This window comes from Nocardia nova (genome assembly GCF_002933465.1).
Classification (GTDB): domain Bacteria; phylum Actinomycetota; class Actinomycetes; order Mycobacteriales; family Mycobacteriaceae; genus Nocardia; species Nocardia nova_B.
Window position 1 is genome coordinate 1 of the sequence record NZ_PSZE01000006.1, and the last position, 25506, is coordinate 25506.

Sequence of the window (25506 nt, forward strand, 5' to 3'; positions counted from 1 at the left end):
CCCGTGCGCCAGGCCGTGGAACGCCGCCGCCGCCGCGTACTCGAGATCATGCACACCCTGCCGCATTCCGCGCAGGTGGCGATCCGCGAGTCGATGGAAGACAACGGCGACACACAAGTCCTTCCGGCGTATACGGCCAACGCTCCGCAATATCACGGCGGCACGTACGACACCACCGTGCGCCACGACACAACCAGCGGGTAACATACGCAACCGTGAATCAACCCCTGGCACGGCTGCGCACTCCGGTCGAGTCGGGATTTGCGCAGGCCGGCAACATTTTTGCGCTGCTCATTTCCGTGGCACGCAACACCCTGCGCAGGCCTTTCCAATGGCGTGAGTTTATTGAGCAGTCGTGGTTCATCGCGAGTGTCTCGATCCTGCCCGCCGCACTGGTGGCAATCCCGTTCGGCGCCGTTGTGGCACTGCAGACCGGTTCACTCATCAAGCAGCTCGGTGCTGAATCGTTCACCGGCGCAACCAGTGTGCTCGCAACTGTGCAGCAAGCCGCGCCCGTCGTCACCGCGCTGATCATCGCCGGTGCCGCGGGTTCGGCCGTCGCTGCCGACCTCGGCTCCCGCACCATTCGCGAAGAGATCGACGCGATGGAGGTGCTCGGCATCGATCCGGTGCAGCGCCTGGTCGTGCCGCGCGTCCTCGGCATGATGCTGGTGGCGCTGTTGCTCAACGGCCTGGTCTCGGTGGTCGGCATCTGCGGTGGATATTTCTTCAATGTGTTGCTGCAGGGCGGAACTCCCGGCGCTTACCTGGCGTCGTTCTCCGCGCTGGCGCAGCTCCCGGACCTCTGGATCGGTGAATTCAAGGCACTTATCTTCGGACTGCTCGCGGGCGTGATCGCCGCGTACAAAGGTTTGAATCCCAAGGGGGGACCGAAAGGTGTTGGTGACGCGGTGAATCAATCCGTGGTGATCACCTTCCTGGTGCTCTTCTTCGTCAATCTGCTTTTGACGCTGGTGTACTTGCAGGTTGTCCCGGCCAAGGGGTCGTAACGATGGTTGTTTCCCAGCGTTCTCCGATCTTTTCGAGGCGGATGCGCCGAGTAGGTGCTGCGCTCAAGTCGCCGGTGAACGTCATCGATCGCGCCGGCGATCAGATGTCGTTCTATTCCAAGGCGATTGCGTGGATTCCGCGCACGGTCGTGCATTACCGCAAGGAGGTCATGCGGCTGCTGGCCGAGGTGACCTTCGGTTCGGGTGCACTCGCGGTCATCGGCGGCACCATCGGCGTCGTGGTGATGATGTCGGCCTCGGTCGGTGTGGTCGTCGGCCTGCAGGGCTTCAAAGCGCTGGACGCCCTGGGCAGTTCGGTGCTCACCGGCTTCCTGACCGGCTACATCAATACTCGCGAATTGGCGCCGCTGGTCGCGGCGTTGGCATTGTCGGCGACGGTCGGCTGTGGTTTCACCGCGCAATTGGGTGCGATGCGAATTTCCGAGGAAATCGACGCGCTCGAGGTGATGGCGGTACCCGGTGTTCCATTCCTGGTGACCACGCGCGTGATCGCCGGATTCGTCGCCGTGATTCCGCTCTACATCGTCGGCCTGCTCGGTACTTTCGTAGCGTCCAGGCAGATCAGCGTGTGGTTCAACGGGCAATCCACGGGATCGTACGACCATTATTTCGGTCTGTTCCTGCCACCCGAGGACGTGCTGTATTCGTTCGTGAAGGTGCTGGTGTTCGCCTTCGTGATCATCTTGATCCATTGCTATTACGGCTTCAACGCCACCGGCGGCCCGGCCGGCGTGGGCGTGGCCGTGGGCCGCGCGGTGCGTGCGTCGATCGTGCTGGTGAACATCCTCGACTTCTTCCTCAGCCTGGCGATCTGGGGTACGACGACAACAGTGCGGGTCGCGGGATGAGCGGACAGGGCCGCGGCGCGACCGACGGGTTCGGAGGCGGCAGCGTGCGTAACCACGCAGAACCCCGGGAGCGCCGCCGTCGGATGCTGCGGGCGGCAGCCCGCGTAACCACGCAGCGCCTCCGATCATCCCGCCGGGTGTGCAGCATGAGGGCGACGGCGTCCCGAAAGGTGGGAGCATGAGCGCGCGCAGTGTGCAATTCTGGCGCTCTACCGAGAAACTCCGCGTCCGCACGCTGGGCATCGTGTTCTTCGTGGTGATGGCGCTGTTTCTCGGTACGACGATCGCGGCCTACAACAAGGTGTGGGTCAGGGTCGTCAAGGTGGATCTGATCACCGATACCGTCGGAAACGCGTTGACCCGCAACGCGGATGTGAAAGTTCGCGGGGTCAATGTCGGCGAGGTGCGTTCCAGCGAATCCGCGAACGGCAAGGTGACGCTGCATCTGGCGATCGATCCGGACAAGGCATCGAAGATCCCGTCCAATGTGACGGCCCGGCTGCTGCCGAAAACCCTGTTCGGTGAGCGTTATGTCGATCTGGTCTGGCCCGAGCAGCCCAGCCCGAAGCATCTGCAGGCGGGGATGACGCTCTATCAGGACGCCAGCGGCAACGCGGTCGAGGTGAGCCAGCTGCTGGATTCGATCATGCCGCTGCTGCAGGCGATTCCGCCGCAGTATCTGGCCTCTACGCTGGGCGCGCTGTCGCAGGCGCTGGGCGGTCAGGGTGAGGAACTGGGCCACACCATCGATCGGCTGGACGACATCTTCCGCGATATCAACGGCGTGATGCCGCAGTTGCAGGACGACATCCGCTCCTTCGCGACGGTCGCCGACACCTATTCGGACGCGTTGCCGCAGCTGGTGGATGCCTTCGACAATCTGCGCACGCTGAATGCCACCATCGTGCAAAAGCGTTCGCAGTTGGACACGCTGTACTCGGTCCTGACCCCGACGTCGTCGAAGACCGCCGATTTCCTGACGGCCAACCACGACAACATCATCGACATCGCGGCCGATTCGCGCGGCGCGCTGGAACTGCTGGCGACATATTCGCCGGAGTACGCCTGCACGATGAGGAACTTCGCGCAGCTGAAGCCGCGCATCGACAACCTCTTCGGCAAGGGCACCGACACCCCGGGCTCGCGGGTGACGATCGAGATCACCAACCCGCGTGGTCGTTACCTGCCGAACCAGGACGAGCCGCGCTGGCTGGACACGAACCGGCCGCCGGCCTGTTTCCCCGAATACCCGCTCGGCGTGGATCCCGGTCAGTACCCGACCGGATCGGCGAACGACGGCTCCTACCAGCCGCCGACCCGCAACCCGGGCGACCAGAACATCGGTCAGCTGCCCCCGGCACAGTTCTCCGTCTACGGCGCGCAGAGCGCCACGAGTATGGGTTCGCCCGCCGAACAGCTCACCCTGGGTGCGATCTACGGTGCGGCGAACGGGGTTTCGCCCGATCAGGTGCCCAGCTGGGTGAGCCGGATCGGCGCCCCCGCGATGCGTGGAAGTGAGGTGAGTGTGCGATGAAGGCAAAGTTGCGTGGTCTGGGCGGGCCCCTGACCAAACTGGGCATCTTCGTACTCGTGACAGTGCTCGCGACCGCGTTCCTGGCGCTCACCATCGCCAACTATTCCGGCGGCGGCACCGAGTTCAAAGCGCGGTTCAGTGATGTGACATCGCTGAACAAGGGCGACGAGGTGCGCATCGCCGGCGTGCGGGTCGGCAAGGTGACCAAGGTGTCGGTTGTCGACCGCGCTCTGGCCGAGGTGCATTTCCAGCTCACCGACCGAGATTGGCTGCCCGCCTCCACCACCGCGACCATCCGTTACCGCAACCTGGTGGGCCAGCGGTACATCGCGCTGGAGCAGGGTGCCGGACAGCAGGGCCGCAAGATCACCAAGGGCGCCACGATTCCGCTGGAGCGGACCAAGCCCGCCCTGAATCTCACCACCCTGTTCAACGGTTTCCGGCCGCTGTTCCAGACGCTGTCGGCCGAGGACGTGAACAAGCTGTCCTACGAGATCATCCAGGTTTTCCAGGGTGAATCCGGCACGATCACCGATCTGGTGCGCAATACCGCGAGCCTGACGAACAAGATCGCCGACAAGGATGCGGTGATCGGCGAGATCGTCAAGAACCTCAATCAGGTGCTGGATGCGGTGAACGCCCGCGACGGACAGCTCAATGATCTGATCGTCAATACCGAGGCACTGGTCAGCGGGCTCAATGCCGAACGCGGCACGATCGGCTCGGCGGTGCAGTCGCTGGGCAATCTCGCCTCGGCGACCGCTGATCTGCTGGTACCGACCCGGCCGACCCTGCAGGGCTCGATCGCCGGTCTGAACCAGTTGACCGGGACCCTGAACGACCGCTCCGACGACGTGAATCAGGCACTGGAGAATTTGCCGATCAAGATGGAGAAATTGGGGCGCGCGGCCAGTTACGGCTCGTGGTTCCAGTTCTACCTCTGCGGTATCGATATCGTCGCCGGTCCCGGAGTCCAGGATGCGCCGCAATTGAACCTGCCGGCCGAGATGCCGACGGTGAATCAGCCGGTCTACACCAACCCGGCGCCGCGCTGTCACGGGAAGGGTGGCCGCTGATGGAAGACCGGGTTCTCCTCGGCAAGCGCAGCCCGGCGTTCATGGGCGGGCTCGGCCTGTTCATGGTGCTGCTGATCGCGTTGTCGGCGTTCTTCTTGGACAAGTTGCCGATCATCGGCGCGAGCACCAGCTACACCGCGGAATTCTCCGAGGCCGCGGGCCTGAAGAAGGGTAACGAGGTTCGCATCGCGGGCGTGAAGGTCGGCGACGTGTCCGACGTGCGTCTCGACGGCGACCGCGTGCTGGTCGACTTCCGGACCAAGGACGCGTGGATCGGCGATGCCACCACCGCGTCCATCCAGATCAAGACCCTGCTCGGGCAGAAGTATCTGGCGCTGGATCCCAAGGGTTCCCACCCGGCCGATCCGGACAAGCGAATTCCCTTGTCGCGCACGGTTTCTCCGTACGACGTGGTCGAAGCCTTCAGCGATGCCGCTTCGAGTATCGAGAAGACCGACACCGCGCAGCTGGCCACCAGCTTCCGGGTGCTCTCGGATGCGTTCTCCGGCACTCCGCCGGAGATCCGCGGCTCGATCGACGGCGTCGCCCGGTTGTCGGAGACGCTGGCCAAGCGCGACGAAGAGCTCAAGCACCTGTTCAACGCGACCAACAAGACCACCAAGGTGCTCGCCGATCGCAACGAGCAGTTCGAGCGGTTGCTGGCCAACGGCGGTCAGCTGCTGGCCGAGTTGAACGTCCGCCAGCAGGCTATCTCGCAGCTGCTCAACGGAGCGAAAACCGTTGCCGCCGAATTGAGTGCGCTGGTGCACGACAACGAGCAGCAGATCGGTCCGGCGCTGACCAATCTGAAGAAGTCCATCGACATGCTCAACGACAATCAGCAGAACATCTCCAAGACGCTGACGCTGGCGGCGCCGTTCTACGGCCTGTACGCCAACGTGCTGGGCAACGGGCGCTGGTTCGACGCGGTGATCGTCAACCTGATCCCGCCGGCGCTGCCCGAGATTCCGGGTAACCGCCCGCCGATCCGCACTCTGGGAGGCAACTGATGCAGGCTGCTCTCGGTAAGGGATCGCGCCGGGATCCGCTGACCGCGATCCGCGAATCCGGCCGCGGCACCAAGATCGCCCTCGCCCTCGGCACGGTCGCCGTGGTGGTCGTCGCCGGGGTGCTGTGGTGGCTGTTCAGCAGCTACAACACCACCAAGATCACCGCCTACTTCGACAAGTCGATCGGCATCTACGAGGGCTCCGAGGTGCGCATCCTCGGAGTCCCGGTGGGCAAGGTCGATTCGGTGACGCCGCAGGGTGATCAGGTGAAGGTCACCATGCACGTCGCCCGGAAATACGACATTCCGGCCGACGCCAAGGCCGCTCAGATCACGCCGTCGGTGGTGTCGGACCGCTACATCCAGCTCACGCCCGTCTACAAGGGCGGGCCGAAGATGCCGCGCAACGCCACCATCCCGCGCGACCGCACGGCGACCCCGGTCGAGGTCGACCGGCTGTACAAGAGCATCCAGGAACTGTCGGATGCGTTGGGGCCCAACGGCGCCAACAAGGACGGTGCGGTGAACGAGCTGGTCCGCACCAGTGCGGCGAATCTGTCCGGAAACGGCGACGCGCTGGCCAACAGCCTGACCCAGCTCTCGCACGCCGCCCGGTATCTGTCGGATGCCCGTGGTGACATCTTCGACACCATCAAGAATCTGCAGATCTTCGTGCACACCCTGGCGGTCAACGACCAGCAGGTGCGTGAATTCAACACGCAGCTGGCGGATCTGGCCGGATTCCTCTCCGGTGAGCGCGAAAACCTCGGGCAGGCGCTGAATCTGCTGTCGATCGCGCTCGGCGATGTCGCCCGGTTCATCGACAACAACCGGGATCTGGTGGCCGAGAACGCCGACGCGCTGACCAAACTGACCCAGACGCTGGCCGACCAGCGCCAGGATGTGGCGAACGCGCTGCCGGTGCTGCCGCTGGCGCTGAGCAACCTGATCAACATCCACAACGGTGAATCCGGCACGCTCGACATGCGCGCCAACTTCACCGATCTGCAGAACCCGTTCGGCACCGTCTGCAAGCTGCTCGACCTCGGCCAATTGCGGCCGGGCGACCCGAAATTCGATGCGATCAGCCGGCAGATGCGCCCGATCCTGGACCAGTGCAAGGTAATCACCGATCAGATCAAGAACGGTGTGCAGACGCCGTCGCTGGTGTTGCCGTTCGGCATCCTCAGCGGTGAGAACATCCAGAAGACCCCGGCTCCCGGCAGTGTTCCGGGCACCCCGTCGGACCGGCAGCCGCCGTCGCAGCAGGAAGGTGGCCAGCGATGACGCCCTTCGCATTCCGCAGGACGGCCCGCGGACTGGGGGCCGTCGCGGTGGTCGGCGTGACCGCGATGCTGGTGGGTTCATGCTCGTCGGACGGCATCTACAGCGTGCCGCTACCCGGCGGCGCCGATGTGGGTGACCACCCGATGCATATCGATGTGCGCTTCGACGACGTCCTGGATCTGGTGCCGCAGTCGGCGGTCAAGGTCGAGGGTGTGCCGGTCGGCCGGGTTGCGTCCATCGACGTCGCCCCCGACGGCTGGACCGCGAATGTGCACACGGTGGTCAACTCCTCGGTGAAACTGCCCGCCAACGCGCACGCCGAGGTGCGGCAGTCCAATCTGCTCGGTGAGAAATTCATCGAGCTGTCCGCGCCGAAGGACGAGGCCTCGCCCGACCGGTTGAAGGACGGCGCGGTCATCCCCGTCGACCGGACCCGGCACGCGGTCGAGATCGAACAGGTCCTCGGCGCGTTGTCGCTGCTGCTCAACGGCGGCGGCGTGGCGCAGCTGCAGCCCATCGTGGTGGAACTGAACAAGGCGCTGGCCGGCCGGGAGAATCGGGTGCGGTCGCTGCTGGATCAGGCCGACACCCTCATCGACGGCCTCAACCAGCAGGTCGCCGATATTCAGCACGCGCTCGACAGCCTGGGCACACTGTCCAGCCGAGTGGGGCAGCAGTCCGACCAGATCGGCAAGATCCTCGACGAGCTGCCTGCCGGTATCAAGATTCTCGACGAGCAGCGGCCACAGCTGATCGGCCTGCTGAAGCAGCTCGACCGGGTCGGCCAGGCCGGCGTCGACGTGCTGGACCGGTCCAAGGACAACCTGATCCGGGATCTGCAGGCGCTGCGGCCGACGCTGCAGGAGCTGGGCCGTTCGGCGCCGGATCTGGTGACCGCGTTCCCGCTCATTCCGACGTATCCGTTCCCCGACGAGGCGATCAAGTCGACCTTCGGCGGTTCGGTGAACACCTGGCTGTCGGTGGACACGCAGATCGGCGTCCTGATGTCGAATCTCGGTGTGGGCAAACCGGATCCGGTATACATTCCGCCGAAGTACGGGCCGCCGGTGCCGGTGGATCCGACCAATCCGTATTACAACGGCAACGGCCCGCGGCCGGGCTGGCCGACGGTATCGCTGGTGCCGCTGCCGCCGACCGTGGTGGCTCCGGCCCCGGCCAAGCCGGGTGACCCGATCGGGTCGATTCTGGATCAGTTGGGAGTGAAGCCGCGATGAGTAGATTGGTGCGCTACCAACTGGTCGCATTCGTGGTGATCGCCGTGCTCGGCGTGGTGTTCGTCGGCGCGAAGTACATCCACCTCGACCACATGCTCGGCTTCGGCCAGTATCAGGTGAAGGTGAAGGCGAAAACCACCGCCAACCTGTCCAAGGGCGCCGAGGTGACCTATCGCGGTGTGCCGGTCGGGCGGGTGGACTCGCTCGATGTCACTCCCGACGGCGTGATGATCTATCTGGAGCTGGATTCCGGGAAGCCGAAGGTCCCGGCCAGCGCCAAGGCCGTGATCGCCAACCGCTCGGCGATCGGTGAGCAGTACATGGATCTGGTGCCGGATACGGCGAAGGGGCCCTACCTGCGCGACGGTTCGGTCATCGACGGCGCGGAGACCCCGATTCCGGTCGAGGATCTGCTCGCCAGCGTCAACTACTTCTCGAGCACGACGGATCTGACGGCGTTGAGCACGACCGTCACCGAACTCGGGAAAGCCTTCGACGGACAGGGCGACAACCTGCGCATCCTCGTCGATTCGCTGAACAAGTTCTCCCAGACCGGCATCGAGGCGCTGCCGCAGACCGTGCAGCTGATTCGGGACGCCCAGACCGTGCTCGGCACCCAAGCCGATCAGTCTCCGGCGATCCGGACCTTCAGCGACGGCCTGGATCGGCTCGCGGTGCAGCTGCGGGCCAATGATCCCGATATCCGGCGGTTGATCGGCACCGGCGCCGACGCCGGCGAACAGATCGGCAAGCTGCTCGATCAGAGCGCGCAGCCGCTGACCACGGATCTGTCGAATCTGCGGCTGCTGCTGCAGGCGGTGTCGCCGCAGACCTACACGCTGAAGCCGCTGCTGCAGATGCTGCCGCTGCTGTCGGTCGGTGGTTCGGCGACCGCGCCCGGCGACGGTACGACCCACTTCGGCCTCGTGCTGGAAACCAACAATCCGCCCGCCTGTACCGTCGGGTACGAGGGAACTCAGCGCATTCTCGACCAGATGAAGGCGCAGAACCCCAACTTCGACGACACCCGTGACGATTTCCCGTTCAACACGGACGCGAAATGTACGGTGCCGTTCGGAAGTCCGACCGACGTCCGCGGCGGCGCGCGTGCGCAGTACGCCGATCCGAATGTCCCGCAGCCGTGGGATTCCAAGCCCAAGACCGATCCGGACAAGCTCAACCTGAGCCCCGTCGCCATCCAGCTGGCCACTCTCATCGGAGTGACCCCGAAACGGTGAGGCGGGCATGGAGGCAAGTCCGGAAAACCGACGACGCTAGGGTGTCGCTGTGAGTTCTGATCTGCCCAACCCCTCCTCGAAACCTGCGGTGGAGCCGCCGGACGATGCTGAAAAGCCGGTAGCTGATCCGTCGCGGGGTGTGCGGGCAGCCGACGCGACCGTGCGCATGGATCCCGACGCGACCGTGCGCATGGATACCGACGCGACCGTGCGCCTCGGCGCGCCGGCCGACAATTCCGCCGACGAGACGGTGCGTTGGTCCACCGGCGAGCCGGTCGTGGACGCGGTGGCGGCCGAGCGGAACGCCGATTCCGAGCAGACGGTGAGGTTCGCGCAGACGGTGAAGTTCGCGCAGCCCGCCCCCGCGGCGAACGAGCGGTCCTCGATCGTGCGGACCGTGGTGACGTCGGTCGCGGCGGTCTGGCTGGTGGCGGCGCTGGTGCTGGCGGCCTGGTTCGGCACCGGCTGGGTGCGCGCGATGTGGTTCACCGACGGACCGCGCGCCGACGCCCGCGATACCGCGCTGGATGCGGCCCGGCAGGCGGCGATCAACCTCACCTCGATGAATCCCAACGATGTCGAGGGCTCGATCACCACCATGCGGTCCTCGATGACCGGCGACATGCTGACCCAGCTCAACGAGAATCACGACCGCATCAAGGATGCCGCCGAGAAGTCGAAGACCAAGATCGACAGCAAGGTGCTGGGAGCGGCGCTGAGCTCACTGGACAGTGAGCGCGACAAGGCATCGGCGATCGTGGTGCTGAAACTCACGCAGACCGCGCCCAACGTTCCGGTGCAGTCCTTCCGGGCCACCTGGACGCTGGATATGAAGAAGGACGGCGACACCTGGAAGGCCGAGCAGGCCAATTCGCTCGGCCAGCTGGTGTCGCTGGATACCCCCGGTCCCGCCGGGGCGGCACAGCCGCCCGCGAACGGAAACGCCGCGCCGGCCCCGGCGCCCGCGAATCCGTCCGAGGCGCCCGCCCCCCAGCCGGGATCGTAGGAGAGGTACACCGATGGCATCCCGTCCGCCGATCAACAAGGTTTCCCCCCGGCTCAAGCCCGGCGACCGCCCGTCCGACGCCGCCGATCGCACGATCCGGCGTCGCGTCGCGGCCGATCGCGCCGCATCCGGTGCGAGGTCCGCCAGGCCCGCCGGTAAGTCCGCAAACGCCAAATCACGCGCCAAGACCGTGCGCGCCGGTGCGGCGGCCACGCGTCCGGCGCCGCCGGTGGCGCCGCGCCGGCCCCGGAAGTTGCCGCGCCCCGGCCGTCTGTCGCGTCCCGCGTTGGCCACCTGGGGTCTGGCCGCGGGACTGATCGTGGTGAGCCTGCTGCTGACCGCGTTCGCCGTCGTCGCGGCTTTCGAGCCGGGTGTGGACGACGGCAACAAGGCATTCGTCGACACCAAGGCCACCCAGGAAGTGACCGCGGCGGCCGACAACGCGCTCAAGACGGTCTATTCCTACGACGTGAAGACCGTCGGCGGCTACAAGGACGCTGTGCACAAGGTCGTCACCGGCAAGATGCGCGGCGATTTCGACAAGTTCGCCGACACGACGGTCTCCGCCATTCAGCAGGCGCAGTCGACCGCGCAGGCCACCCCGGACCCGATCGGTGTGACTTTGCTCACTGATGACCGAGCGGAACTGCTGGTGAATCTGACTGTGAGCGCGACCAAGAACGGCGCTCCGCAGGAGAGCGCGTCGGGGCCGATCGTGTTGCGCATGCAGAAGGTGGACGGTCACTGGCTGGCGAGCGAGATCGCCGACCGTTGAGTGGCCCAGACGGGTTCGGAAGTATGTTCGAGCCCGTCACCTGCGGAATCTTCCCAGCTCAGCGGCGGATATTCACCCGCGTGACGGTGTGATTCGCCAGCGCCGCAGGGGATCTCGCAGTTATCGAGGTGGTCTCGCCACTTGACGACTTACGTCCGAACCGTCACGCTATTCACAACAGCGGCAGCTGCGACAGGGTCGAGTACCCAGGTCGAGGCGCCGCCGGAGACTCGAACGCAGCCAGCGGAAGCGGGTCCGGCGCGCCGAACATCCGGAACTCGGTTCGGATGGTACTTTGACACCCCTTCTTCGCGGGTGTAGGTTTGGACTTTGCGCTGGCTGCCTCCTGTCCATTCCTTGATCGCATCACGAAAGTTCCACCGTTGAGGTGTTACTTCCGCTGTTTGCTGTTCGGGTTTTGTCCGGGTTGTAACCAGCAGAACTCGTAGCAGACAAGCGACGGTCGCTTGGTGTCTTGTACGTACAGGCACCGGGCGACGCGCGTGAGGTGCTGGAAGGACGCATCTTGGCAGTCTCCACCCAGACCAAGGCCGGTATTCCCGGAGCCCCGAAGCGGGTGTCTTTCGCGAAGATTCGTGAGCCCTTGGAGGTTCCGGACCTTCTCGATCTACAAACCGAATCGTTCGCGTGGCTGGTCGGTGCCCCCGATTGGCGTGAGCGGGCCATCGCCCGGGGCGACGCCAGCCCGGTCGGTGGGCTGGAGGAGGTGCTCGAGGAGCTCTCGCCGATCGAGGACTTCTCCGGTTCGATGTCCCTGTCCTTCTCCGATCCGCGCTTCGAAGAGGTCAAGGCCTCGATCGAGGAGTGCAAGGACAAGGACATGACCTACGCGGCGCCGTTGTTCGTGACCGCGGAGTTCATCAACAACAACACCGGTGAGATCAAGTCGCAGACGGTCTTCATGGGTGATTTCCCGATGATGACCGACAAGGGCACGTTCATCATCAACGGCACCGAGCGTGTGGTCGTGTCGCAGCTGGTGCGTTCGCCGGGTGTGTACTTCGACGAGTCCATCGACAAGGGCACCGAGAAGACCCTGCACAGTGTGCGTGTCATCCCGTCGCGTGGTGCGTGGCTGGAATTCGATGTCGACAAGCGCGACACCGTGGGTGTGCGTATCGACCGCAAGCGTCGTCAGCCGGTCACCGTGCTGCTCAAGGCGCTGGGCATGACCACCGAGGAGATCACCGAGCGTTTCGGTTTCTCCGAGATCATGCTGTCGACCCTGGAGAAGGACAACACCGCCGGCCAGGACGAGGCGCTGCTCGACATCTACCGCAAGCTGCGTCCGGGCGAGCCGCCGACCAAGGAGTCCGCGCAGACCCTGCTGGAGAACCTGTTCTTCAAGGAGAAGCGCTACGACCTGGCCCGTGTCGGCCGCTACAAGGTCAACAAGAAGCTGGGCGTCAACAGCGGCGAGCCGGTGGTCGGCTCGACGCTGACCCGCGAGGACATCGTCGCCACCATCGAGTACCTGGTGCGCCTGCACCAGGGCGACAAGCTGATGACCGTGCCCGGCGGCGTCGAGGTCCCCGTCGAGGTCGACGATATCGACCATTTCGGCAACCGTCGCCTGCGCACTGTCGGCGAGCTGATCCAGAACCAGCTGCGCGTCGGCCTCTCGCGGATGGAGCGCGTCGTGCGTGAGCGCATGACCACCCAGGACGTCGAGGCCATCACTCCGCAGACCCTGATCAACATCCGCCCGATCACGGCGGCGATCCGGGAGTTCTTCGGCACCTCGCAGCTGTCGCAGTTCATGGACCAGAACAACCCGCTCTCGGGCCTGACCCACAAGCGTCGTCTGTCGGCGCTGGGCCCGGGTGGTCTGTCCCGCGAGCGCGCCGGCCTGGAAGTGCGCGACGTGCACCCCTCGCATTACGGCCGCATGTGCCCGATCGAGACCCCGGAAGGCCCGAACATCGGCCTGATCGGTTCGCTGTCGGTGTACGCGCGGGTCAACCCGTTCGGTTTCATCGAGACCCCGTACCGCAAGGTGGAGGACGGCCGGGTCACCGACGAGGTCAAGTACCTGACCGCCGACGAGGAGGACCGGCACGTCCGGGCCCAGGCGAATTCGCCCGTCGACGCCGACGGCAACTTCCTCGAGGAGCGCGTGCTCGCCCGCCGCGGTAACGAGGAGATGGAATACGTCTCCCCGGCCGAGGTCGACTACATGGATGTCTCCCCGCGCCAGATGGTGTCGGTCGCGACCGCGATGATTCCGTTCCTCGAGCACGACGACGCCAACCGCGCCCTGATGGGTGCGAACATGCAGCGTCAGGCCGTGCCGCTGATCCGTTCCGAGTCGCCGCTGGTCGGCACCGGTATGGAGCTGCGTGCCGCGGTGGACGCCGGCGACGTGGTCGTCAACGAGAAGCCGGGTGTGGTGGAAGAGGTTTCGGCCGACTACATCACCGTCATGCACGACGACGGCACTCGTAAGAGCTACCGGATGCGGAAGTTCGCCCGCTCCAACCAGGGCACCTGCGCCAACCAGCGTCCCATCGTGGACGAGGGCCAGCGGGTCGAGCACGGCCAGGTTCTGGCCGACGGCCCGTGCACCGAGAACGGTGAGATGGCGTTGGGTAAGAACTTGCTGGTGGCGATCATGCCGTGGGAGGGGCATAACTACGAGGACGCGATCATCTTGTCGCAGCGTCTCGTGGAGGAGGATGTGCTGACCTCGATTCATATCGAGGAGCACGAGATCGATGCTCGTGACACCAAGTTGGGTGCCGAGGAGATCACTCGTGACATCCCGAATGTCTCCGACGAGGTGCTCGCGGATCTGGATGAGCGTGGCATCGTGCGGATCGGTGCCGAGGTGCGTGATGGTGACATCCTGGTCGGCAAGGTCACTCCGAAGGGTGAGACCGAGCTGACTCCCGAGGAGCGGCTGTTGCGTGCGATCTTCGGTGAGAAGGCGCGCGAGGTGCGTGACACCTCGTTGAAGGTGCCGCACGGTGAGTCGGGCAAGGTGATCGGTATTCGTGTGTTCTCGCGTGAGGACGACGACGATCTGCCCCCGGGTGTGAACGAGCTGGTGCGCGTGTATGTGGCGCAGAAGCGCAAGATCCAGGACGGTGACAAGCTCGCGGGCCGGCACGGCAACAAGGGTGTGATCGGCAAGATCCTGCCGAAGGAGGATATGCCGTTCATGCCCGACGGTACTCCGGTCGACATCATCTTGAACACCCATGGTGTGCCGCGTCGTATGAACATCGGGCAGATCCTGGAAACCCACCTCGGCTGGATCGCCAAAGCCGGCTGGCAGGTCGACGGGGCCGAATCCGGCAACCTGCCGGACTGGGCGAAGAACCTGCCCGAGGAGATGCTGGGTCAGGAAGCCGACACCAACATCGCGACCCCGGTGTTCGACGGTGCGCAGGAAGACGAGCTGACGGGTCTGCTGGGTTCCACCCTGCCGAACCGTGACGGTGAGGTCATGGTCGACGCCAACGGTAAGTCGGTGTTGTTCGATGGTCGTTCGGGTGAGCCGTTCCCGTATCCGGTGGCGGTGGGTTACATGTACATCCTGAAGCTGCATCACTTGGTGGACGACAAGATCCACGCGCGGTCGACGGGTCCGTACTCGATGATCACTCAGCAGCCGCTCGGTGGTAAGGCGCAGTTCGGTGGTCAGCGTTTCGGTGAGATGGAGTGCTGGGCCATGCAGGCCTACGGCGCGGCCTACACCCTGCAGGAACTGCTGACGATCAAGTCCGACGACGTGGTCGGTCGTGTGAAGGTGTACGAGGCGATCGTCAAGGGCGAGAACATCCCCGAGCCGGGCATCCCGGAATCGTTCAAGGTTCTGCTCAAGGAACTGCAGTCACTGTGCCTCAACGTCGAAGTGCTGTCCTCCGACGGCGCGGCGATCGAGATGCGCGACGGCGACGACGAGGACCTCGAGCGCGCCGCCGCCAACCTCGGCATCAACCTGTCCCGCAACGAGGCTGCGACGGTCGACGACCTCGCACAGTAGCCGATCGGTCCCGGCGCCCGCATTGGGCGCCGGGGCATAGTTTCCCGCTCCGCGGAAGTGGTCCGCCACGGCGGACGAACTAGCGAACTTTGCTCGATACTGAACCCGAACAGGGGAAAGGAAGTTACGTGCTAGACGTCAACTTCTTCGATGAACTCCGGATCGGCCTGGCGACCGCCGAAGACATTCGCAACTGGTCCTACGGTGAGGTCAAGAAGCCGGAGACCATCAACTACCGCACGCTCAAGCCGGAGAAGGACGGCTTGTTCTGCGAGAAGATCTTCGGTCCCACCCGGGACTGGGAGTGCTACTGCGGCAAGTACAAGCGCGTCCGCTTCAAGGGCATCATCTGTGAGCGCTGTGGCGTCGAGGTGACTCGCGCCAAGGTGCGTCGTGAGCGGATGGGCCACATCGAACTGGCCGCGCCGGTCACCCACATCTGGTACTTCAAGGGTGTGCCGAGCCGCCTCGGTTACCTGCTGGACCTCGCGCCGAAGGATCTCGAGAAGATCATCTACTTCGCCGCCTACGTCATCACCACCGTCGACGGGGATCTGCGCCACAACGAGCTGTCCACGCTCGAGGCGGAGATGGAGGTCGAGAAGAAGGCGATCGCCGACCAGCGCGACGCCGATCTGGAGGCCCGCGCCCAGAAGCTCGAGGCCGACCTGGCCGAGCTCGAGGCCGAGGGTGCCAAGTCCGACGTCCGCCGCAAGGTCAAGGACGGCGGCGAGCGCGAGATGCGTCAGCTGCGCGACCGTGCCCAGCGCGAGCTGGACCGGCTCGACGAGATCTGGACCACCTTCACCAAGCTGGCTCCCAAGCAGCTGATCGTGGACGAGGTTCTCTACCGCGAGCTGCAGGACCGCTACGGCGAGTACTTCACCGGCGCGATGGGTGCCGAAGCCATCCAGAAGCTGATGGAGAACTTCGACATCGACGCCGAGGCCGAGAGCCTGCGCGAAACCATTCGCACCGGTAAGGGGCAGAAGAAGCTGCGCGCGCTCAAGCGCCTGAAGGTCGTCGCGGCGTTCCAGACCAACGGCAACTCGCCGATGGGTATGGTCCTCGACGCCGTTCCGGTGATCCCGCCGGAGCTGCGGCCGATGGTTCAGCTCGACGGTGGCCGCTTCGCCACCTCCGACCTGAACGACCTGTACCGCCGCGTGATCAACCGCAACAACCGCCTCAAGCGACTGATCGACCTCGGCGCCCCCGAGATCATCGTCAACAACGAGAAGCGGATGCTGCAGGAGTCCGTGGACGCGCTGTTCGACAACGGCCGTCGCGGTCGCCCGGTGACCGGCCCCGGTAACCGCCCGCTGAAGTCCCTGAGCGATCTGCTCAAGGGTAAGCAGGGTCGTTTCCGTCAGAACCTGCTCGGTAAGCGCGTCGACTACTCGGGCCGTTCGGTCATCGTCGTCGGCCCGCAGCTGAAGCTGCATCAGTGTGGTCTGCCGAAGCTGATGGCGCTGGAGCTGTTCAAGCCGTTCGTGATGAAGCGTCTGGTCGACCTGAACCACGCGCAGAACATCAAGTCCGCCAAGCGGATGGTCGAGCGGCAGCGCGCCCAGGTGTGGGACGTCCTCGAAGAGGTCATCGCCGAGCACCCGGTCATGCTGAACCGTGCGCCTACGCTGCACCGGCTGGGTATCCAGGCCTTCGAGCCGCTGCTGGTCGAAGGTAAGGCCATCCAGCTGCACCCGCTGGTCTGTGAGGCGTTCAACGCCGACTTCGACGGTGACCAGATGGCCGTGCACCTGCCGCTGTCGGCGGAGGCGCAGGCCGAGGCCCGCATCCTGATGCTGTCGTCGAACAACATCCTGTCCCCGGCGTCCGGCCGCCCGCTGGCCATGCCGCGTCTGGACATGGTGACCGGTCTCTACTACCTGACCCGCCTGGAAGAGGGCGCCAAGGGCGAGTACCGGCCTGCCACCGCGGATGCTCCCGAGCAGGGCGTCTACGCGTCACCGGCCGAGGCCCAGATGGCCGTCGACCGCGGCGAGCTGACGGTTCGTTCGCTGATCAAGGTGCGCCTGACCGATCAGCGCCCGCCGAAGGACGTCGAGGCGGAGCTGTTCCCCGAGGGCTGGCAGCGCGGCGACGCGTGGCTGTGCGAGACCACTCTGGGCCGGGTCATCTTCAACGAGCTGCTGCCCGCGGACTACGCGTTCATCAACGAGCAGATGCCGAAGAAGCGGCAGGCGACGATCATCAACGATCTCGCCGAGCGCTACCCGATGATCGTGGTTGCGCAGACCGTCGACAAGCTCAAGGACGCCGGCTTCTACTGGGCCACGCGTTCGGGTGTCACCGTCTCCATGTCGGACGTTCTCGTTCCGCCGGAGAAGGCCGAGATCATGGAGCGCTACGAGGCCCAGTCCGACCAGATCGAGAAGAAGTACCAGCGTGGTGCTCTCGACCACCAGGAGCGCAACAACGCCCTGGTCAAGATCTGGCAGGAAGCGACCGAAGAGGTCGGTAAGGCGCTGCGTGCGCACTATCCGGCCGACAACCCGATCATCACGATCGTCGATTCGGGCGCCACGGGTAACTTCACCCAGACTCGTACCCTCGCGGGCATGAAGGGTCTGGTGACCAACCCGAAGGGTGAGTTCATTCCGCGACCGATCAAGTCCTCGTTCCGTGAGGGCCTGACCGTCCTGGAGTACTTCATCAACACCCACGGTGCGCGAAAGGGTCTGGCCGACACCGCGCTTCGCACCGCTGACTCGGGTTACCTGACCCGTCGTCTGGTGGACGTGTCGCAGGACGTCATCGTGCGCGAGACCGACTGTGGCACCGAGCGTGGCATCACGGTCGCGATCGCCGAGAAGCAGCCCGACGGTCTGCTCATCCGCGATCCGCACGTGGAGACCAGCACCTACGCCCGGACGCTGGCCGCCGACGCGGTCGACGCAGCAGGCAACGTCATCGTGGAGAAGGGTCACGACCTCGGCGACCCGGCCATCGAGGCGCTGCTCGAGGCCGGCATCACCGACGTCAAGGTCCGCTCGGTGCTCACCTGCACCACCGGCACCGGCGTGTGTGCGACCTGCTACGGCCGCTCGATGGCGACCGGCAAGCTGGTCGACATCGGTGAGGCCGTCGGTATCGTCGCCGCCCAGTCCATCGGTGAGCCCGGTACCCAGCTGACCATGCGTACCTTCCACCAGGGTGGTGTCGCGGGTGACGACATCACCGGCGGTCTGCCCCGCGTGCAGGAGCTGTTCGAGGCTCGTGTGCCCAAGGGCAAGGCGCCGATCGCGGAGGTCTCGGGCCGGGTGCGGCTCGAGGACGACGACCGCTTCTACAAGATCACCATCATTCCGGACGACGGTTCGGACGAGGTGGTCTACGACAAGCTGTCGAAGCGTCAGCGTCTGCGGGTGTTCAAGCACGACGACGGCTCCGAGCGTCTGCTCGCCGACGGCGACCACGTCGAGGTCGGCCAGCAGTTGCTGGAGGGCTCGGCCGATCCGCACGAGGTGCTGCGCGTGATGGGGCCGCGTCAGGTGCAGGTCCACCTGGTGCACGAGGTCCAGGAGGTGTACCGGTCGCAGGGTGTGTCCATCCACGACAAGCACATCGAGGTCATCGTCCGCCAGATGCTGCGCCGCGTCACCATCATCGACTCGGGTGCGACGGAGTTCCTGCCCGGTTCGCTGGTGGAGCGCTCGGAGTTCGAGGCGGCCAACCGCCGCGTCGTCGCCGAGGGTGGCGAGCCCGCGTCGGGTCGCCCGGTGCTGATGGGTATCACCAAGGCGTCGCTGGCTACCGATTCGTGGCTGTCGGCGGCCTCCTTCCAGGAGACGACTCGGGTCTTGACGGACGCGGCGATCAACTGCCGCTCCGACAAGCTGATCGGCCTGAAGGAGAACGTGATCATCGGTAAGCTGATCCCGGCCGGTACCGGTATCAACCGCTACCGCAACATCCAGGTGCAGCCAACCGAAGAGGCCCGTGCCGCGGCGTACGCGGTGCCGTCCTACGACGACACCTACTACAGCCCGGAGGGCTTCGGCACGACCACCGGTGCCGCGGTCCCGCTGGACGACTACGGTTTCAGCGACTACCGGTAATCCGGTAGGAGACAACCACATTCGGCCCCCGTTCCGAACGGAACGGGGGCCGAATCGTATCGATGGTTCGCTCGGTGTGATCGTTGTGGGGTGGAACCGAGTCGAGTGAGCGGGGAATCGGACCCGATCGCGATCGATCCAGCGGGTAGCCTTCAGGTATGACCGTCGCCCACCATCACCACGACGAACCGATCCGCGGTCGGATGGTGCTGTTGCCGACGCCGCCACCCGGCGGTTTCACCGCCGAAGACCTGCCTCGCTTGATGGAAGTAGTGGATGGCAACTTCGAACGGATGACGCGATGGTCGTCTACACGTTCGAGCTGCTGCCCGAGGGCGGTTGCCACACGCCCAGTGGCGTCTTCCGCAAACAGTTGCGCATCGAGCGGCCCTTTCCGATCGACGTGGAGCTGCCCGAAATAACCTGGTAGGCGGACGCGGAAAACACGATCGGCGGCGCGAGCGTGGGCCGGGGGCCGGACGCCGGTCAGGCCCGCGCTTCGAGGGCGTGGCGGGCGGCGATGAACAGGGTGGTACAGACGTCGGTGAGCGCTGCGGGGGTTTGCGGGGTGCCGCTCATCAACCAGTCGACCAGCAGGTGGTTGACGCCGCCGACCAGGGCGACCGCGGCCGAATGTTGTTCGACCGACAGTGGTTCGGGGCGGGCGGCCGCCCACGTGGTGGTGACGATCTCCGCGAATTCGCGCAATACCTCGTGGCGGCGTTCCTCCATGGCGGGGGAGACGCCGACGGCCTCGATCAGCGCCACTCTGGCAAGTCGCCGATCCTCGGTCAGGTATTCGATGAATGTCTGTATCCCGGTGCGGGTTTGGGCATCGATATCGCCGCCTGCGGCGGCCATCGCGGCTAGGGTCGTTGCGCGCACCCCGTCCACGGTCTCGGAATACAGTGCGGCCAGGCAACTTTCGCGGTCGGTGAAGGATTCGTAGAAATATCGCTCGGTCAGCCGAGCGGCACGGCAGATCTGTTTGACCGAACTGTTCGCATAACCGCTGGTGCCGAAGACCTCGAGTGCGGCGTCCAGGATCGCCGCACGCCGCTGCACCCGGCGCTCGTCCGGCATCAGTCCTTGATACTTCCGTCCTGGCATGGCCCCTGTCCTTACGTCCCGGCCTATGGCACACTAGAGCATCGTTCCTGACACGCAGGCATGTCAGAATGGAGAACCATCCATGACCTCACCGATTGCCGGTCGTGTCGTCGCGGTGACCGGCGGGGCGCGGGGCATAGGCCGGGAGATCGCGCATGTGCTCGCCGAGGCCGGTGCCCGGGTTGCCATCGGCGACCGCGACGAACCGGCGGCTGTCGCCACCGCGGCCGAATTGTCCGGTGCCGTTCGCGGTTTCGCGCTCGACGTCACCGACACGGACTCCTTCCGCGGCTTCCTCGCCGCCGTGGAATCGCTGTGGGGTCCGATCGACGTGCTGGTCAACAACGCCGGTGTGATGTGGGTCGGCTCGTTCGACGCCGAGCCCGAGGTCGTGACCACGCGCATGCTGGAGGTCAATCTGCACGGCGTCATCCGCGGCGTGCGGCTGGCCGCACCGGGCATGCGGGCGCGCGGGCGGGGCCACATCGTCACGATCGCCTCGGCCGCCGCGCGGTTGTCTCCGCCCGGCGAATCGACCTACGCCGCGACCAAACACGGGGTGCTCGGCTATCTGACCGGCGTGCGCGAAGAACTGCGCGGCAGCGGCGTGCGGATCTCGGTGATCATGCCTGGGGTCGTCGCGACCGAACTGGCTGCGGGTACCGACACCGGTGCCGCGAAACTGCTGGAGCCGGCCGATGTGGCGCGAGCTGTGCTGCGGACGATCGAACACCCTCGTTTCGAGGTCACCGTGCCGGGGTATATCGGACCGCTCGTCCGGCTCGCCGAACTGCTTCCGCAACGTCTGCGGGACTTGACCTTCCGTCGCATGGTTCCGGATCAGGTCGCGGCGACCCGCGGTTCCACCGCCCGCGCCGCCTACGAACGCGGCCTGGCCGATCCGACCGACCTACCGCCTCCGAGCACCGAGTGACGCAGGCATGCCGGAAAGTCGCGAGGTGATCACCACCGGCCGGTTCCTGCGTGCCGCGCTGGGCCGGCCGTAGCGACCGCAGACCGCGTCGGCGCAGCATTGAGCCGCCCGCGCCGACGCATCCGGCCTGCCGGTTCCGGGTTCACCGGAACCGGCAGGCGCTGGAAGAAACGGTGGACTCGCCGCCCGATCGACGCAGGGGGCCGGTCGGTGCTCGCCCGGCGCGGATTAACCCCCGACGTAGGCGGCGAGGTGTTCGCCGGTGAGCGTCGAGCGATCGGCGACCAGGTCGGACGGCGTTCCCTCGAACACGATGCGCCCGCCGTCGTGCCCCGCGCCGGGGCCGAGGTCGATGATCCAGTCGGCATGCGCCATGACCGCCTGGTGGTGTTCGATGACGATCACCGATTTGCCCGAGTCGACGATGCGGTCGAGCAGGCCGAGCAGGTTCTCCACGTCGGCGAGATGCAGGCCGGTAGTCGGCTCGTCGAGAACGTAGATCCCCCCCTTCTCGCCCATGTGGGTGGCGAGTTTGATGCGCTGGCGTTCACCGCCCGAGAGCGTGGTGAGGGGCTGGCCCAGCTTCAGATAGCCGAGCCCGACATCGCTGAGGCGCTGCAGAATCTTGTGTGCCGCCGGAAGTTTCGCGTCGCCCGCGCCGAAGAACTCCTCGGCTTCGGCCACCGACATCTCCAGCACCTCGCTGATGTTGCGGCCGCCGAGGTGATAGTCCAGAACTGCCGCCTGAAAGCGCTTTCCGTCGCATTCCTCGCAGGTGGTCGCGACGCCGGCCATCATCGCCAGATCGGTGTAGATCACGCCGGCGCCGTTGCAGGTGGGGCACGCTCCTTCGGAGTTCGCGCTGAACAGCGCCGGCTTGACGCCGTTGGCCTTGGCGAATGCCTTGCGGATCGGTTCGAGCAGTCCGGTGTAGGTGGCCGGATTACTACGCCGGGAGCCGCGAATGGCGCCCTGATCGACCACCACCACACCGTCGCGGTCGGCGACCGACCCGTGAATGAGCGAACTCTTGCCGGACCCGGCCACGCCGGTGATCACACACAGCACCCCGAGCGGGATGTCGACGTCAACGTCCTTCAGGTTGTGGGTGGAGGCGCCGCGAATCTCCAACGCGCCGGCCGGCTTCCGCGGCGCATCCTCGAGTTTCGCCCGATCGTCGAGGTGGCGGCCGGTGATCGTGTCGCTGGCGCGCAGCCCCTCGAGATCGCCCTCGAAACAGACTGTGCCGCCCTGGCTTCCGGCCCCGGGCCCCAGATCGACGATATGGTCGGCGATCGCGATCGCTTCCGGCTTGTGCTCCACCACCAGCACCGTGTTGCCCTTGTCGCGCAACTGCAGCAGCAGGTTGTTCATTCGCTCGATATCGTGCGGATGCAGGCCGATGGTGGGCTCGTCGAAGACGTAGGTGACATCGGTCAGGGACGAGCCGAGGTGGCGAATCATCCTGGTGCGCTGCGCTTCACCGCCGGAGAGCGTGCCCGCCGGCCGATCCAGCGACAGATAGCCGAGCCCGATCTCGGTGAACGAGTCGAGCAGGTGCTGCAGACCCTTCAGCAGCGGCGCGACCGACGGCTCGTCGAGGCGGCGCACCCATTCGGCCAGATCGCTGATCTGCATCGCGCACACGTCGGCGATGCTCTTGTCGCCGATCTTCGAGGACCGGGCCTCGGCGCTGAGCCTGGTGCCCTCACATTCCGGGCAGGTCGTGAAGGTCACGGCACGCTCGACGAACGCACGGATATGCGGCTGCAGCGAATCGACGTCCTTGGACAGCATCGATTTCTGGATTTTCGGGACCAAGCCCTCGTAGGTGAGGTTGATGCCCTCGACCTTGATCTTGGTCGGCTCCTTGTAGAGCAGGTCGTGCAGTTCGCGCTTGTTGTACTTGCGGATCGGCTTGTCGGGGTCGAACAGCCCACAACCGCGGTAGATGCGGCCGAACCAGCCGTCCATGCTGTAGCCGGGGATGGTGAGCGCACCCTCGTTGAGCGACAGGCTCTCGTCGTAGAGGGCGGTCAGATCGAAATCGGTGACCGAGCCCATGCCCTCACAGCGCGGGCACATACCGCCGAGCCGGTGGAAGGTCGCCTTCTCGGCCTTGGTCTTCCCGCCGCGCTCGACGGTGATCGCACCGCTGGCGGTCACCGAGGGCACATTGAACGAATACGCGTTCGGCGAGCCGATCTGCGGTTGGGCGAGGCGGCTGAACAGGATGCGCAACATCGCGTTGGCGTCGGTGGCGGTGCCGACCGTGGAGCGGGGGTTGGCGCCCATTCGTTCCTGGTCGACCGAGATCGCGGTGGTGAGGCCGTCCAGGAAATCGACCTCCGGCCGTGACAGGGTCGGCATGAAACCCTGAACGAAGGCGCTGTAGGTCTCGTTGATCATCCGCTGCGACTCCGCGGCGATGGTGCCGAAGACCAGCGAACTCTTCCCCGATCCCGAGACGCCGGTGAAGACGGTCAGGCGACGCTTGGGAATTTCGACGCTGATGTCCTTGAGGTTGTTGACCCGCGCACCGTGCACGCGGATCAGGTCGTGGGTGTCGGCAACGTGCCGGTCCGGCGTCGAGGCCTTGCTCATGGTTTCTCCAATTCGGGCGCGGCTCGATCCGCCGGCCGGCTCGGTTGTCGGGGTCGGCTCAGGAGGCCTGTTGGATCCGCAGCAGATTGCCCGAGGGATCGCGGAACGCGCAGTCGCGCAGTCCGTAGGGCTGATCGGTCGGCTCCTGCACGACCTCGGCCCCGTTCGCCTGCAGCCGCTCGAACACCTCGTCGACGTTCTTGGTGGCCAGGTTGAGGCTGGCGAAGGTGCCCTTGGCCATCATCTCGGAAATGGTGCGCTGCTCTTCTGCCGTGACGCCGGGGGTGGCGTTCGGCGGGTAGAGCACGATCGAGATGTCCGGCTGTCCGGCGGGGCCGACCGTGATCCAGTGCATGCCCTTGAAGCCGACGTCGTTGCGCACCTCGAAGCCGAGCGTGTCGCGGTAGAACGTCAGCGCGGCCTCCGGATCGTCTTGCGGGAGGAAGGTGTCGTGAATGGTGATGTCCATGTCGCTCACGCTAATTGCTACTCGGCGACCTGCGCTTCTCGATTCCTGATCGGTCTGGTCACCTGTTTCGCAACGCACGACGGCATCCCCAAGGTGGCATCGGCGGCCTCCCGGCGGTAGACGCTGGGCGGCACTCCGACCAGTTCGGTGAAGCGGGTGCTGAACGTGCCCAGCGATTGGCAGCCGACCTCGAAACACACCTCCGTCACGCTGAGATCGCCCCGCCGCAGCAGCGCCATCGCGCGTTCGATCCGCCGCGTCATCAGATATCCGTACGGGGACTCGCCGTAGGCGAGACGGAACTGCCGGCTCAGATGTCCCGCGGACATGTGCACATCGCGTGCGAGGGCCTCCACATCCAGAGGTTTGGCATATTCCCGGTCGATGCGGTCACGGACCTTGCGCAGCCGGGCGAGATCGCGCAGGCGCGGGTCGGGGGCAGGTGTGCTGCTCACAACGCGATGGTCCCACGCGGCGCCGACATTGCCCAGCAATCCTCACCACGAGCGGGACGAGGGTTTGCGGCAGGCGAGGTCAACGCTCCCGGACCGGTGGGCATTTCTTCCCCGCGAGATGACATTTGTCCTCGAATCCGGCGGGCAGCCAATTTCCGGACAGCAGCAGCGGATGATTCGGGAAGTGCAGGTGGGCGGCGACCACGAATATCAGCACGGCCCAGGGCGTTCGGACCTGCCACCGGTGGAACGTGTTGTTGCGGTCGACGTAGCGTGCGATCACCTGATCGGCGGCGGTCAGGTCGATCGTCTCGAGCGAGGCCCAGCGAATCCGGAACGAGTAATCGGGGTTGGTGAGGTGGATACGGCGGTCGGAGATCATCACCGAACCGGGGCGTTCGGCGATCCAGCGTGGCTGGGACGCGGCTTCCGCGCGCTGGCGCCGGGCCTGATTCACCAGCGCGTTTCCCAGTTGCGCGGCCGCCACGAAGGCGGCACTGCCCGCGACGTAGATGTTGTCGCGGGTCCAGCTGCCGTCCCCGGGCGCACGCCAGAACGACCAGGTCGCCGGGCCTTCCGCGATACAGACCTCGCCCGCATCGATCCGGATCCGGGTCGACTTGACGGGCATCCGCGCCAACTCCTCGCGGCGCAGCAGATCGAGCACACCGCAGGTATACAGCAGGTGGTCGTCGAACCACGTCCATCCGGCCCGGTCGGCGAGGGCCCGGTCGATATCGGCCAACGGGTCGAACACTGCGATCTCACCACCTTCATCGACATACGCGACGCTGGATATCCACG

The 25506-nt window shown here is 65.5% G+C and carries 19 protein-coding genes and 1 pseudogene; 15 read left to right on the plus strand and 5 right to left on the minus strand.

Translation table 11 applies throughout. The features are described from left to right. From C5E41_RS09195 to C5E41_RS34915, 14 genes and pseudogenes are all read left to right on the plus strand, one after another. Positions 1 to 204, plus strand: a pseudogene (locus tag C5E41_RS09195) (ABC transporter ATP-binding protein); the annotation flags it as partial. A gap of 11 nt (positions 205 to 215) precedes the next feature. Next, positions 216 to 1010, plus strand: a complete 795-nt coding sequence (locus C5E41_RS09200) for an MlaE family ABC transporter permease (protein WP_051025193.1) — start codon at positions 216 to 218, stop codon at positions 1008 to 1010. Positions 1011 to 1051: 41 nt separating this feature from the next. After that, positions 1052 to 1879, plus strand: a complete 828-nt coding sequence (locus tag C5E41_RS09205) for an MlaE family ABC transporter permease (protein WP_227995575.1) — start codon at positions 1052 to 1054, stop codon at positions 1877 to 1879. Positions 1880 to 2057: 178 nt separating this feature from the next. Further along, positions 2058 to 3413 (plus strand): MCE family protein, encoded by a 1356-nt coding sequence (locus tag C5E41_RS09210; RefSeq protein ID WP_104375431.1) that lies wholly within the window; start codon positions 2058 to 2060, stop codon positions 3411 to 3413. Then, positions 3410 to 4489 carry an MCE family protein gene (locus C5E41_RS09215; RefSeq protein ID WP_181063174.1) on the plus strand — a complete coding sequence of 360 codons (1080 nt, stop codon included), beginning with the start codon at positions 3410 to 3412 and terminating at the stop codon, positions 4487 to 4489. The genes C5E41_RS09210 and C5E41_RS09215 overlap by 4 nt, the downstream gene beginning before the upstream one ends. Further along, positions 4489 to 5499, plus strand: coding sequence for an MCE family protein (locus C5E41_RS09220; RefSeq protein WP_104375432.1), 1011 nt, complete (start codon positions 4489 to 4491; stop codon positions 5497 to 5499). The genes C5E41_RS09215 and C5E41_RS09220 overlap by 1 nt, the downstream gene beginning before the upstream one ends. Next, positions 5499 to 6785, plus strand: a complete 1287-nt coding sequence (locus tag C5E41_RS09225; protein ID WP_104375433.1) for an MCE family protein — start codon at positions 5499 to 5501, stop codon at positions 6783 to 6785. Before C5E41_RS09220 ends, C5E41_RS09225 begins: the two co-directional genes overlap by 1 nt. Then, positions 6782 to 8020 carry an MCE family protein gene (locus C5E41_RS09230; protein WP_104375434.1) on the plus strand — a complete coding sequence of 413 codons (1239 nt, stop codon included), beginning with the start codon at positions 6782 to 6784 and terminating at the stop codon, positions 8018 to 8020. The genes C5E41_RS09225 and C5E41_RS09230 overlap by 4 nt, the downstream gene beginning before the upstream one ends. Beyond that, positions 8017 to 9258: an MCE family protein gene (locus C5E41_RS09235; RefSeq protein ID WP_104375435.1), complete on the plus strand. Its 1242-nt coding sequence runs from the start codon at positions 8017 to 8019 to the stop codon at positions 9256 to 9258. The genes C5E41_RS09230 and C5E41_RS09235 overlap by 4 nt, the downstream gene beginning before the upstream one ends. Positions 9259 to 9307: 49 nt before the next feature. After that, on the plus strand, positions 9308 to 10264 hold the full coding sequence (locus tag C5E41_RS09240; RefSeq protein ID WP_146097506.1) for a hypothetical protein: 957 nt from the start codon (positions 9308 to 9310) through the stop codon (positions 10262 to 10264). 13 nt (positions 10265 to 10277) lie between these two features. Continuing rightward, on the plus strand, positions 10278 to 11039 hold the full coding sequence (locus tag C5E41_RS09245; protein ID WP_104375437.1) for a hypothetical protein: 762 nt from the start codon (positions 10278 to 10280) through the stop codon (positions 11037 to 11039). A 508-nt stretch (positions 11040 to 11547) separates the two neighbouring features. After that, on the plus strand, positions 11548 to 15048 hold the full coding sequence (gene rpoB, locus C5E41_RS09250; protein WP_104375596.1) for a DNA-directed RNA polymerase subunit beta: 3501 nt from the start codon (positions 11548 to 11550) through the stop codon (positions 15046 to 15048). Between the two features lie 128 nt (positions 15049 to 15176). Then, positions 15177 to 19130: a DNA-directed RNA polymerase subunit beta' gene (locus C5E41_RS09255; RefSeq protein ID WP_104375438.1), complete on the plus strand. Its 3954-nt coding sequence runs from the start codon at positions 15177 to 15179 to the stop codon at positions 19128 to 19130. A gap of 301 nt (positions 19131 to 19431) precedes the next feature. After that, positions 19432 to 19560, plus strand: a complete 129-nt coding sequence (locus C5E41_RS34915) for a hypothetical protein (protein ID WP_258080856.1) — start codon at positions 19432 to 19434, stop codon at positions 19558 to 19560. A gap of 56 nt (positions 19561 to 19616) precedes the next feature. Here C5E41_RS34915 and C5E41_RS09260 read toward each other — a convergent pair whose 3' ends face one another. Next, positions 19617 to 20240 carry a TetR/AcrR family transcriptional regulator gene (locus tag C5E41_RS09260; RefSeq protein ID WP_104375439.1) on the minus strand — a complete coding sequence of 208 codons (624 nt, stop codon included), beginning with the start codon at positions 20238 to 20240 and terminating at the stop codon, positions 19617 to 19619. A gap of 82 nt (positions 20241 to 20322) precedes the next feature. On the opposite strand from C5E41_RS09260, the gene C5E41_RS09265 reads away from it, so the two are divergent. After that, positions 20323 to 21174 carry an SDR family oxidoreductase gene (locus C5E41_RS09265; protein WP_104375440.1) on the plus strand — a complete coding sequence of 284 codons (852 nt, stop codon included), beginning with the start codon at positions 20323 to 20325 and terminating at the stop codon, positions 21172 to 21174. A 228-nt stretch (positions 21175 to 21402) separates the two neighbouring features. Here the strand turns inward: C5E41_RS09265 and C5E41_RS09270 are convergent, their stop codons facing one another. The 4 genes from C5E41_RS09270 to C5E41_RS09285 all read right to left on the minus strand — a co-directional run bounded on the left by C5E41_RS09270 (position 21403) and on the right by C5E41_RS09285 (position 25459). Beyond that, positions 21403 to 23778 carry an ATP-binding cassette domain-containing protein gene (locus C5E41_RS09270; RefSeq protein WP_104375441.1) on the minus strand — a complete coding sequence of 792 codons (2376 nt, stop codon included), beginning with the start codon at positions 23776 to 23778 and terminating at the stop codon, positions 21403 to 21405. Between the two features lie 58 nt (positions 23779 to 23836). Then, positions 23837 to 24247, minus strand: coding sequence for a VOC family protein (locus C5E41_RS09275; RefSeq protein WP_104375597.1), 411 nt, complete (start codon positions 24245 to 24247; stop codon positions 23837 to 23839). A 17-nt stretch (positions 24248 to 24264) separates the two neighbouring features. Next, positions 24265 to 24702 carry a helix-turn-helix transcriptional regulator gene (locus C5E41_RS09280; protein WP_104375442.1) on the minus strand — a complete coding sequence of 146 codons (438 nt, stop codon included), beginning with the start codon at positions 24700 to 24702 and terminating at the stop codon, positions 24265 to 24267. A gap of 79 nt (positions 24703 to 24781) precedes the next feature. Continuing rightward, the gene (locus C5E41_RS09285; protein WP_104375443.1) at positions 24782 to 25459 is read right to left on the minus strand and encodes a hypothetical protein; all 678 of its coding nucleotides are present in this window, start codon (positions 25457 to 25459) and stop codon (positions 24782 to 24784) included. Positions 25460 to 25506 lie beyond the last annotated feature (47 nt).

Coding starts and splice junctions, on each gene's coding strand:
- C5E41_RS09245 (WP_104375437.1), top strand. CDS start 10,278: ATGGCATCCCGTCCGCCGATCAACAAGGTTTCCCCCCGGCTCAAGCCC.
- C5E41_RS09235 (WP_104375435.1), top strand. CDS start 8,017: ATGAGTAGATTGGTGCGCTACCAACTGGTCGCATTCGTGGTGATCGCC.
- C5E41_RS09205 (WP_227995575.1), top strand. CDS start 1,052: ATGCGCCGAGTAGGTGCTGCGCTCAAGTCGCCGGTGAACGTCATCGAT.
- C5E41_RS09215 (WP_181063174.1), top strand. CDS start 3,410: ATGAAGGCAAAGTTGCGTGGTCTGGGCGGGCCCCTGACCAAACTGGGC.
- C5E41_RS09225 (WP_104375433.1), top strand. CDS start 5,499: ATGCAGGCTGCTCTCGGTAAGGGATCGCGCCGGGATCCGCTGACCGCG.
- C5E41_RS09260 (WP_104375439.1), bottom strand. CDS start 20,240: ATGCCAGGACGGAAGTATCAAGGACTGATGCCGGACGAGCGCCGGGTG.
- C5E41_RS09220 (WP_104375432.1), top strand. CDS start 4,489: ATGGAAGACCGGGTTCTCCTCGGCAAGCGCAGCCCGGCGTTCATGGGC.
- C5E41_RS09210 (WP_104375431.1), top strand. CDS start 2,058: ATGAGCGCGCGCAGTGTGCAATTCTGGCGCTCTACCGAGAAACTCCGC.
- C5E41_RS34915 (WP_258080856.1), top strand. CDS start 19,432: ATGGTCGTCTACACGTTCGAGCTGCTGCCCGAGGGCGGTTGCCACACG.
- C5E41_RS09230 (WP_104375434.1), top strand. CDS start 6,782: ATGACGCCCTTCGCATTCCGCAGGACGGCCCGCGGACTGGGGGCCGTC.
- C5E41_RS09270 (WP_104375441.1), bottom strand. CDS start 23,778: ATGAGCAAGGCCTCGACGCCGGACCGGCACGTTGCCGACACCCACGAC.
- C5E41_RS09275 (WP_104375597.1), bottom strand. CDS start 24,247: ATGGACATCACCATTCACGACACCTTCCTCCCGCAAGACGATCCGGAG.
- C5E41_RS09265 (WP_104375440.1), top strand. CDS start 20,323: ATGACCTCACCGATTGCCGGTCGTGTCGTCGCGGTGACCGGCGGGGCG.